Here is a 10,257-nt window from a genome sequence, read left to right as displayed (position 1 = left end):
CCTCAACCGACATCATCTCCGGCGAGGGGCGCATCGTGACCGCGGGCGCCATCGATTCGCACGTCCATCTGCTCTCACCCTCGCAGATCCACGAGGCTCTCGCCTCAGGGATCACGACGATCGTCGGCGGAGGCACCGGGCCGTCGGAAGGGTCCAAGGCCACCACAGTCACGCCGGGCGCATGGCACCTGTCGGCCATGCATCGCGCACTGGATCCGCTGCCCGTCAACGTCCTTCTGCTGGGCAAGGGCAACACCGTCTCCATGGCCGCGCTGAAGGAACAGGCGCTCGCGGGTGCCGCCGGCTATAAGGTGCACGAGGATTGGGGGTCCTCTCCCGCAGCGATCGACGCGTCCCTGCGCGCGGCCGAGGAGTGGGGCCTGCAGGTCGCGCTGCACTCGGACTCGTTGAATGAAGCGGGTTTCGTCGAGTCCACGATCGCCGCGATCGGCGGCCGATCGATCCACGCATTCCACGTCGAGGGCGCCGGCGGGGGCCACGCGCCGGACATCCTCGCGATCGCCGGGTTGCCCAATGTCATCCCCGGCTCCACGAACCCGACACTCCCCCACACCATCAACACCGTTGCCGAGCACCTCGACATGCTGATGGTGTGCCACCACCTCAATCCGGCAGTGCCGGAAGATCTCGCGTTCGCAGAGTCGCGCATCCGTGCCACCACGATCGCCGCGGAGGACATCCTCCACGACATCGGGGCGCTGTCGGTGACATCGTCCGATGCGCAGGCCATGGGCCGTATCGGCGAAGTGGTCACGCGCACCTGGCAGGTCGCGCATGTCATGAAGAACCGTCGGGGTCCCTTGGGTGGCGGGATGCCGGCCGACAACGAGCGGGCGCGCCGCTACGTCGCGAAATACACGATCAACCCCGCGACCGCACACGGGATCGCGTACGACGTGGGGTCGATCGAAGTCGGCAGACTGGCCGACCTGGTCGTGTGGGAGCCGAAGTTCTTCGGCGTGCGGCCCGCGGTCGTCGTCAAGGGCGGCGCAATCGCGTGGGCCGCGCTCGGAGACCCCAATGCCTCCATCCCAACACCACAGCCCGTGATGATGCGCCCGTCGTTCGGCGACACCATCGGAGCCGACCTGTCGGTAACGTATGTATCGCCCGCAGCGCTCGAGGATGGTCTGGCCGAGACGCTCGGTCTGCGCCGTCGGCTGGCTGCGGTCCAGCCCACGCGCGACATCGGCAAGGCCGACATGAAGAACAACGACGCTCTCCCCTCGATCCGCATCCGCCCGGACACGTTCGAGATCGCGATCGACGGTGACGACGTCGAACCGGCGCCCGCAGCATTTCTTCCCCTGGCCCAGCTGTACAACATGTTCTGAGACCTGCCATGGATCCCTCCGCGCATACCGTCACCATGCTGCTCGCCGATGCACGACTTCCCTCGGGAGGACATGCATTCTCGGCGGGGGTCGAGCCCGCCATCCAGGGCGGGCTCGCGCGAGCGGACATCGGCGCGTTCCTGGGCGCGCGGGCGCGGACGACCACGCTCGTGGATGCGGCGACGGCGGTCGTGGCTCGGCGGACCGCCCTGGACGGATCGTCCTATGCACCCGTCACACGGGCATGGGCGGCGCGCACCCCGAGCCGAGCAGCGCGGACCGCCTCTACAGACCTCGGCCGCGGGCTTCTGCGACTCGCGCAGCGCCTATGGCCGCAGTCTCCGGCGATCGCCGGTCTCGTGAGCGGGAGTCCGGCGATGCCCGCTCGCCCGATTGTGCTCGGTGCGATCGCCGCCGATGCGGGGCTCGATGCTGAGACACTCGTGCGCGTGGCCGTCTACGACGACCTGGCCGGTGGCGTTGCGGCCCTCCTCAAGCTCGAACCCGGCGACCCCGTCGACGGCGTTCGGCTCGTGATCGACGCGTGCGCGACGGTCGATCCCTTCGTCTCGCAGCTCGCGGCGCTCATCTCACCCGATGAGATCCCTGCCGCGAGCGCCCCCCAAGCCGAGGCGTGGACCGAAGCCCACGCCACCACGAACAGGAGACTCTTTCGTGCCTGAATTACCACCCACTCCCCGCGCCCTCCGGCTCGGCGTCGCCGGCCCGGTCGGCACCGGCAAGTCGTCCCTCATCGCGACGGTGTGCCGTGCACTCGCCACCGAGCTTCGCCTCGGCGTCATCACGAACGACATCTATACAGATGAGGATGCCCGATTCCTCCGCTCCGCCGGCGTCCTCGAGCCCGATCGCATCCGCGCTGTCGAGACCGGCGCGTGCCCGCACACGGCGATTCGCGACGACATCACCACCAACCTGCTCGCCGTCGAAGACCTCGAGCGGGACTTCGCACCCCTCGACGTGGTCCTCATCGAGTCGGGGGGCGACAACTTGACCGCGACGTTCTCGCCCGCCTTGGTCGACGCCCAGATCTTCGTGCTGGATGTCGCGGGCGGCGGCGATGTTGCGAGGAAGGGCGGTCCGGGCATCGGTCGTGCCGACCTTCTCGTCGTGAACAAGACCGACCTCGCGCCCTATGTCGGTGTCGACGTGGCCCAGATGGTGGCGGACGCGGAGGCGGCGCGGGACGGCCGTGCCGTGCTGGCGCTGTCGCGACACGACCCTGCATCAATCGCGGTGTTACGCGCCTGGGTGCTCACGATCCTTGCCAATCACCGGGCAGGAACCCATATCGCGCAGGATCCCGGTCCCATGGCCCCGCACTTCCACGCCGATGAAGAGCATCCGGAGGGCGGGTTCATCCACTCGCATGCCGAGGGTGTGCCCACCGCCGGCCACGAGCACTCCCGCGCGCATGCCGGTGCGGAGATGACCACGAACGAGTGACCGCCACCCGCATCGCAGTCACGGCCGGCGTGCCTCGCGCACACGTGGAGCTCACTGTCGGTGCGCTTGCACCTCGCTTGATCTCGCGCGACACGATGACTGCGAACGTCGCAATGGCCGCGGCCGGCATGGTGCTGCTCGGCGGCGACCACGTGCACGTCGAGATCGACGTCGGACCGGCGTGCACCTTGACGATCGAAGACGTCGGGGGCACGGTCGCATATCCCGGCACACGCTCGTCATGGACGCTGGACGCGCGGATCGGCGCCGACGCCACGCTGTACTGGCGCGGGCTCCCGTTCGTCGTCACGGACGGAGCCGACGTCGAACGGAGCAGCTCCTTTGCGCTGAAGTCCGGCGCACGAGCGGTGATCCGCGAGACGCTCGTGCTCGGGAGATACGGCGAGCAGGGCGGCCGGTTGGTCTCAGCGCTCTCGGTCTCCGATCCTGGCGGACCGCTCCTGCTCGAGCGGCTGGAGGCCGACGGCGCGGCGCCGGAACCCGGCGTGCTCGGTGGCAATCGCGTGCTCGATGCCGTGATCGCCGTGGGGTTTCGGCCGCCGGCGCGTCCGCATGATCTCGAGTTCGATGCTCTTGGAGCAATGGCCCGCCACCTGTCCGGCCATACCCATGGCTCCCCCCTGGATCCGGTGTGGGATGCCTGGGTCGCCGACGCCCGGGTCAACGATGGGCCGGCGGAGGCGTGAGGGAACGACCCTCGACGGCGCGCCACTCACCGTGTCCGGCCGGGCCCATATCCTGGTGAGGATATGGAACTCGAGGAACTTGACCGACTGTGGGAGCGCAATCCCGCGTGGCGCCTGTTGCGCGCACGCAACGCGCCGCTCGTCCTCTCGTTCCTCGGGCAGTACTTCGTCGAGGAAAACCGGGGTGCAGCGCCGGTCGGCCTGCTCGTCTCGGCTCTCGACGACTTCCTGTACGCCGTCCACCGAGTGGATCCCGACCGCTACCCGTCCGACCCGGAAACGTATCTCGAAGACTGGGCGGCGCCCGAGGCCGCGTGGCTGCGGCGCTTCTACCCGGCAGGCTCGGAGGAGGTGCACTACGACGTGACACCCGCGGTGCAGAAGGCCTACGGGTGGGTTCAAGGCCTTCGCGCGCGGTCGTTCATCGGCACTGAGTCGCGCCTGCAGACGGTCATCGAGCTGCTGCGCCACATCGTGCACGGCTCCGAGATCGATCCCGACAGCCGCATCGCCGAGCTCGAGCGGCGCCGCGATGCGATCGAGGCTGAGCTTGTCGAAGCGCGTGAGGGCAGGTTCACTGTGCTCGATGAGACGGCTGTACGCGAGCGCTACCAGCAGTTCGCGACGATTGCGCGCGAATTGCTGAGCGACTTCCGAGAGGTGGAAGAGAACTTCCGCGCGCTCGACCGGTCGGCGCGCGAGAAGATCGCGGGGTGGGAAGGCGGCAAAGGCGAGCTGCTCGGCGAACTCGTGAGCGGCCGCACCGACATCTCGTCGTCCGATCAAGGTCGCAGCTTTCAGGCGTTCTACGACTTCCTGCTCTCGGAAGGCCGCCAAGACGAACTATCCGAACTGCTGGCGACGGTGCAGGGGATGCCGCAGCTCACCGCCGATCGACGGCTGCGCAGCGTGCACCACGACTGGGCAGATGCCGCAGAGCGCACCCAACAGACGGTCCGCAATCTCTCCGAGCAGCTGCGCCGGTTTCTCGAGGATCAGGTGTGGGTCGAGAACCGCCGCGTCATCGATCTCGTGCGGGCCGTCGAGGCGTCAGCCCTCGCTGTGCGCGATGCGCCGCCCCGCGACCTCGGTCTCTTCGTCGATGAACCCGGCGTACCGATCGCTCTGCCGTTCGAACGACCTCTCTACGATCCGCAGCCCGACGTCGCAGTCGACAGCATGCTTTCACCCGACGTGATCGATGTCGCCGAGCTCGGCGACCTTTTCACCCAGCGCTTCGTCGATACGGCACGCCTGGCGGGGAACATCCGCGCCGTCGTGCCGCCGCGCACCTCGGCCGCGCTCGATGAGATCGTCGGGCTGTACCCGGTGCAAGAGGGGGTTGCTGAGATCCTCGGCTACCTGGCTCTCGACGACGACGACATCACGATCGAGGTGGGAGAAGACGAAATGACGATCGACGTCGCCGACGCCACCGGGCACCCGAAGCGTGTGAGGATGCGGACGGTCCAGGTGACGCGAAGATGAGGAGCGCCGACGAGCAGGCGGTCGCGGAAGCGATCATCCTGTTGATGAGAGAAGTCGTCTACCGCGAGGTACCGACGCACGAGGCAGTGTGGCAGGCGTTGCAGCGACACCGCGGGGCCATCGCCGACCACTTCGCCACGATCGGCATCGACGTGGTGCTCGACGAATCCGAAGGCTACGCCTACCTCGCCACCCACGACCCGGAAGCCGGCGAAGAGCCGCTGCCGAGACTCGTGCGTCGGCGCAGTCTCACGTACAACGTCAGCCTGCTGCTCGTGCTGTTGCGCAAGCGGATGGTCGAGTTCGAGTCGTCAGGCGACGCGGGCAAGCTCGTGCTCACGCGCGACCAGCTGGTCGAGATGCTGCGCGTGTTTCAGCAGTCATCGAGCAACGAAGCACGGATCGCCGATCAGGCTGATCGCACGATCGCCCAGGCTGCTGAGCTCGGGTTCCTGCGCGAACTGCGCGGCCAGACGGGCGCGTGGGAAGTGCGGCGCATCCTCAAGGCGTACGTCGACGCGCAGACACTGTCCGACTTTGCAGAGCGGCTGGCGGCCTATGCCGGCGCCGAGGAGGCGACCCGTTGACTGACGCGCTGTTCTCCGCACTCGAGGCCCCCTCGCTCGCCCACCAGCGCACCGGGTACCGGCTGCAGCGCATCGAGGTGTTCAACTGGGGCACGTTCGACAAGCATGTGTGGTCGACCCATCCCGACGGCCACACGTCGCTTCTCACCGGGGACATCGGCAGTGGAAAGTCCACACTCGTCGACGCGATCACCACGCTTCTGCTGCCCGCACACCGCATCGCCTACAACAAGGCCGCCGGGGCAGACGTGAAGGAGCGGACGCTCCGCAGCTATGTCGAGGGTCATTACAAGTCCGAGCGAAACGAGGCCACCGGCGCATCGCGCCCGGTGGGCCTGCGCGACCAGAGATCGTACTCGGTGATCCTCGGGGTCTTCGCGAACGATGGATACGACGAGAGCGTCACGATCGCGCAGGTGTTCCATCAGAAGGACCGCGTGGGTCAACCCGATCGCTTCTTCGTCACGGCATCCGCGGCTCTGTCGATCGACCCCGATTTCACCGACTTCGGGTCCGACCTCAAGTCCCTTCGCGGCCGACTTCGCGCCCGCGGCGCCGACGTCGACAGCACGTTCCCGGACTACCACCGCCGGGTGCGTCGGCTCCTCGGCATCCGGTCGGAGCAGGCGATGGATCTGTTCCATCAAACCGTCTCGATGAAGTCGGTCGGCAACCTCAATGACTTCGTGCGCGACCACATGCTCGAGCCCGTGGATGCCGGGCCACGGGTCAAGGCGATCGTGGACCACTTCGAGAATCTCGTGAAGTCGCACGAAGCCGTACGCACCGCGACCGACCAGCTGGCCGTGCTCGCACCACTGGTCACCGCGGCGGATCGCTTCGACGACGCGACGGCTCGCCACGCCGCTCTGGTGGATCAGCGCAGCGCTGTCGTGCCCTACATCAGCGAACGGGTGCGCGCGCTGCTCGACGATGAGATCGCTGCGCGAGACGTCGAGGTCTCCGCCCTCGATGCGCGCAGGGTCGACGTCGCCCGGCAACGCGAGGCGCTCGTGCCCAAGCGCGACCGACTGAAGCTCGAACGGGCGGGTGTCGGCGGCGATCGCCTGAAGGAGCTGGATTCCGAAATCCCCCGCGCGGCAGAGGTCCGCTCCGCTCGGGCCGAACGCCGCCGCCGATACGACGTCCTGCTGCGCTCTGCGGCGCTCGAGCCCGCGGACGACGGCGACGCCTTCCTCGCACGTGCCGAGGAGGCGGGGCTTCAGCGCGCCCGGCTCGACGATCAGCGCGAAGAGCTCAAGCGCCGCCGCGAGCCCCTTTTCGAGCGGCGAACCGATGCGCGCCGCTCGCGCGACGCTGCGAAGCAGGAGATCGAGAGCCTGAGCGAGCGGCGCAACAGCCTGCCCGGAGACCTCAACCGGGTGCGAGCGAGCCTCTGCCTCGCTCTCGGCATCAGCGAGGACGACGTGCCGTTCGCGGGTGAGCTGCTCGAGGTGACCGAGGATTATGCCCCGTGGCGAGGCGCTGCCGAACGCGTGCTGCGCGGCTTCGCGCTCACGATGCTCGTGCCGCAGCAGCACTACGCGGCGCTGTCGAGCTGGGTCAACGACAACCGGCTCAACGCGAAACTCGTGTATCTGCGGGTTCCCGAAAGGCGGGTTCGCGCCGTGCCCACGCCCCACGCCGGAAGCCGTCTGGTCGATGCGATCGCGATCGAGCCGGGAGCGTTCGCCGACTATCTGGCCGCAGAACTCGCAGTGCGCGCAGACCATGTGCTCGCGGCATCAGTGGATCAACTGCGCCGTGAAGACCGGGCCGTCACGCGCGAGGGTCTCGTACGCGACCGGGATCGGCACGAGAAGGACGATCGCAGCAGCGCGGGCGATCCGCGCCGGTGGGTGCTCGGCCGCGGGAGCGAGCAGAAGATCGCCGCCCTGCAGGCAGAGCTCGACAGCTCTAACTCCGAGCTGAATCTTCTCGAACAGCACCTGACCGCGATAGAGGACGAAGCGGGCGTCCTGTCGAGTCGGGGCGAGGTGCTTGCGGCGCTCGCACAGTATCGCTCCTGGTCGGAGATCGACACTAAAGCAGCAGACGAGACGCTCACAGCGCTGGAGGCCGAGCGCGATCGCCTCGTCGGAGGGTCGTCGCAGCTGGCTGCGATCGATGCGCAACTCGAAGCGCTCGATGCTCAGGACGCCGCGCTCGGCACCGAGGCAGAGGCCGTGATCGGGCGCATCGGGGCGGCGCGCGCCGCAGTGACCGCTGCACAGGCGCGGCGTAGTTCCGAGGATGATGCACTGGCCGCCATGGGTCCAGACGTCGTGGAGCGGGCGCGCGCCCTCTACCCGGCGCTCGCCGACCGCGCCACCCGCGTCGTCGTGCGCACCGTCGAGGACTGCGATCGACTGCGCGGGACGCTCATCGACGTGCTCACCTCGGCGGTGGAGTCCACTCAGCGTGAGATGAACGGCTATACCACCGGTATCCAGCAGCAGATGGGCGAGTTCCTGCGGCGATGGCCCGAGCAGCGTGCCGAGCTTGACGCGAACGTGCGCTCGATCCCCGATTTCCGGGCACTGCACGACCGTGTCACCCGTGACGACCTTCCGCGCTTCGAGGCCGAGTTCCGTCATCAGCTCAATACGAACGCCGTGCGCGAACTCGCGCAGTTCAACGCGTGGCTACGCCGTCAGGCCGACGAAATCCGCGGGCGTGTCGAGATCATCAACGAGGCGCTCGCCGCGATCGACTACAACCCGGGTCGCATCATCGTCCTCGTAGCCGAGCCGACGGTGAACCAAGACGTCCGGCAGTTCCGCTCCGATCTGCGCGACGCCACCGCCGATGTCCTCAGCGCAAGTGAAGACGCACCCCATGTCGAACAGCGGTTCGAGCAAATCCGTCACATGATCGAGCGGCTCAAGGGCCGCGTCGGACACGCCGACGGTGACCGGGTCTGGATGCGCCGCGTCACCGACGTGCGCAACTGGTACACCTTTGCGGCGAGCGAGAGGGATCGTCGTACCGGCGAAGAGTTCGAGCACTACACCGACTCAGACGGCAAGTCGGGCGGGCAGAAGGAAAAGCTCGCCTACACGATCTTGGCGGCATCCCTCGCCTATCAGTTCGGCTTGGAGTGGGGCGTCGAGAAGTCACGCGACTTCCGCTTCGCGGTCATCGACGAGGCCTTCGGCCGCGGGTCGGACGCGTCGACGCGCTATGCCCTCGAACTGTTCGCGAAGCTCGGATTGCAGCTGCTGATCGTGACACCGCTGCAGAAGGTGCATGTGATCGAGCCGTATGTCAGCTCGATCGGCTTCGTCGACAATCCGACGGGTGCCTCGTCCCGCGTGCATACGCTGACGATCGAGGAGTTCCGCGAGCGCCAACGGAGCGGCGCGTGAGCGACCCGGCGCGCTGGACCTCGCCGGCGGGCATTGTCGCGACGGTGCGTCGGCGCTGGGATGACGGCACGCTCCTGCGGGCGTTCGCCCTGAGCACGCCTTTCCCGGTTGTCGAGATTCCGCTGCGCGGGCCGAGTGCGGCCGATCTCGGCGACCACTTCGATGCGGCGCGTGCGTGGGTCGAGTCCGTACGGCGCGCCTCACGCGAGGGCCGGGCATTCACTACGGTGATGGGGCGCATCGGCGGACGGCTGGCAGGAGCGACCGAAGTGCCGGTGCGCGTGGTGATCAGCTCGTACGAGCAGGCCTGGCTGCTCTTGGGCACGGCGACGGATGCCGCGGCCTTCCGCGAGATCGTCGACCGGTCCGCGCCGGTCCCACGCGCACGGGAATGGGCGTTGACCTCGCCGCTGGCCGCAACGGCCCTTGCGGAAGACTGGTCGGCAATGCTCGCGGCCTACGCGTGGCTCGATGGCCACCGAGGCTCGGGGCGTTACCAACGTCAGGTGAACGCGCCCGGCGTGGACACCAAGTTCATCGAACGGCACCGAGGACCTCTGGCCTCGATGCTCGACGTGCCCAGCGCGGCAGGCCCGTTCGCACGCGCCCTGGGTTTGGCGACCAAGCCCTCGACCGTACGGCTGCGGTTCGATCCTGCCGTGCTGGCGGTGCCGGCAGGGCTCACCGAAGCGGTATTCCGCACGGCTGAATTGAGCCTCATGCGCGTGCGGGCACGGCATGCGCTCATTGTGGAGAACGAGGTCACGTATCTCAGCGTCCCGGTCCGGCGGGGCGGCGTGGTGCTCTGGGGCAAGGGCTACGACGCCGACCAGTCGGCGTCCCTGGAGTGGCTGGAGAACACGGAGGTCGACTACTGGGGCGACATCGACACACACGGTTTCGCCATCCTCAATCGCGTGCGGGCGCACCTGCCGCACGCACGGTCCGTGCTGATGGATCGGGCGACTCTCTTGGCGCACGAACCTCGGTGGGGCCGCGAGAACGTGCCGACCGATGTCGCTCTCGACAGGTTGAGCGGCACCGAATCTGCGCTCTACGCCGACCTCGTCTCTGACCGCTACGGGCCCGCCGTCCGCCTGGAGCAAGAACGGATCGATTGGGACTGGGCGATGAGTCATCTCCACCACCTGGAGCAGAACGCCGAGGTGAATGAACCCGAGTTGCCGCTGGGACCCCTGCCCGGCACGGCGTCATCCGCGTAGAGCTGCCAGCCTGGGGGATGCTGGAAGTTCGCCCTGATCGAAAGCATCAGGGTGGGAACCGC

General features: G+C 67.9%; 8 protein-coding genes. All 8 read left to right on the top strand.

Annotation, left to right across the window (positions count from 1 at the left end; genetic code table 11):
* Nucleotides 1–1,355, top strand: a 1,355-nt coding sequence (ureC, locus tag QZV81_RS04055) for an urease subunit alpha (protein ID WP_292832892.1), incomplete at its 5' end; no start/stop codon positions are given.
* Between the two features lie 35 nt (nucleotides 1,356–1,390).
* On the top strand, nucleotides 1,391–2,038 hold the full coding sequence (locus QZV81_RS04050; protein ID WP_292832889.1) for an urease accessory UreF family protein: 648 nt from the start codon (nucleotides 1,391–1,393) through the stop codon (nucleotides 2,036–2,038).
* Entirely contained in the window at nucleotides 2,031–2,822 is a 792-nt protein-coding gene (ureG, locus tag QZV81_RS04045) for an urease accessory protein UreG (RefSeq protein ID WP_292832886.1), read from the top strand. The genes QZV81_RS04050 and ureG overlap by 8 nt, the downstream gene beginning before the upstream one ends.
* Nucleotides 2,819–3,529: an urease accessory protein UreD gene (locus tag QZV81_RS04040; RefSeq protein ID WP_292832883.1), complete on the top strand. Its 711-nt coding sequence runs from the start codon at nucleotides 2,819–2,821 to the stop codon at nucleotides 3,527–3,529. Before ureG ends, QZV81_RS04040 begins: the two co-directional genes overlap by 4 nt.
* A 63-nt stretch (nucleotides 3,530–3,592) precedes the next feature.
* On the top strand, nucleotides 3,593–5,017 hold the full coding sequence (locus QZV81_RS04035; protein WP_292832881.1) for a DUF3375 domain-containing protein: 1,425 nt from the start codon (nucleotides 3,593–3,595) through the stop codon (nucleotides 5,015–5,017).
* Nucleotides 5,014–5,604, top strand: coding sequence for a DUF4194 domain-containing protein (locus QZV81_RS04030; RefSeq protein WP_292832878.1), 591 nt, complete (start codon nucleotides 5,014–5,016; stop codon nucleotides 5,602–5,604). Before QZV81_RS04035 ends, QZV81_RS04030 begins: the two co-directional genes overlap by 4 nt.
* Complete coding sequence (locus tag QZV81_RS04025; protein ID WP_292832875.1) at nucleotides 5,601–8,972, top strand: ATP-binding protein; 3,372 nt, start codon at nucleotides 5,601–5,603, stop codon at nucleotides 8,970–8,972. Before QZV81_RS04030 ends, QZV81_RS04025 begins: the two co-directional genes overlap by 4 nt.
* Nucleotides 8,969–10,195, top strand: coding sequence for a Wadjet anti-phage system protein JetD domain-containing protein (locus tag QZV81_RS04020; RefSeq protein ID WP_292832872.1), 1,227 nt, complete (start codon nucleotides 8,969–8,971; stop codon nucleotides 10,193–10,195). Before QZV81_RS04025 ends, QZV81_RS04020 begins: the two co-directional genes overlap by 4 nt.
* The last annotated feature ends 62 nt before the right edge of the window (nucleotides 10,196–10,257 follow it).

Origin of the sequence: Microbacterium sp. (genome assembly GCF_011620665.1) — a bacterium.
Classification (GTDB): Bacteria; Actinomycetota; Actinomycetes; order Actinomycetales; family Microbacteriaceae; genus Microbacterium.
This window is presented reverse-complemented; position numbering and strand designations above follow the sequence as displayed.

Bases quoted from the DNA above. Each gene is read 5' to 3' on its own strand.
- QZV81_RS04050 (WP_292832889.1), top strand. From the start codon at position 1,391: ATGCTGCTCGCCGATGCACGACTTCCCTCGGGAGGACATGCATTCTCG.
- QZV81_RS04035 (WP_292832881.1), top strand. From the start codon at position 3,593: ATGGAACTCGAGGAACTTGACCGACTGTGGGAGCGCAATCCCGCGTGG.
- QZV81_RS04030 (WP_292832878.1), top strand. From the start codon at position 5,014: ATGAGGAGCGCCGACGAGCAGGCGGTCGCGGAAGCGATCATCCTGTTG.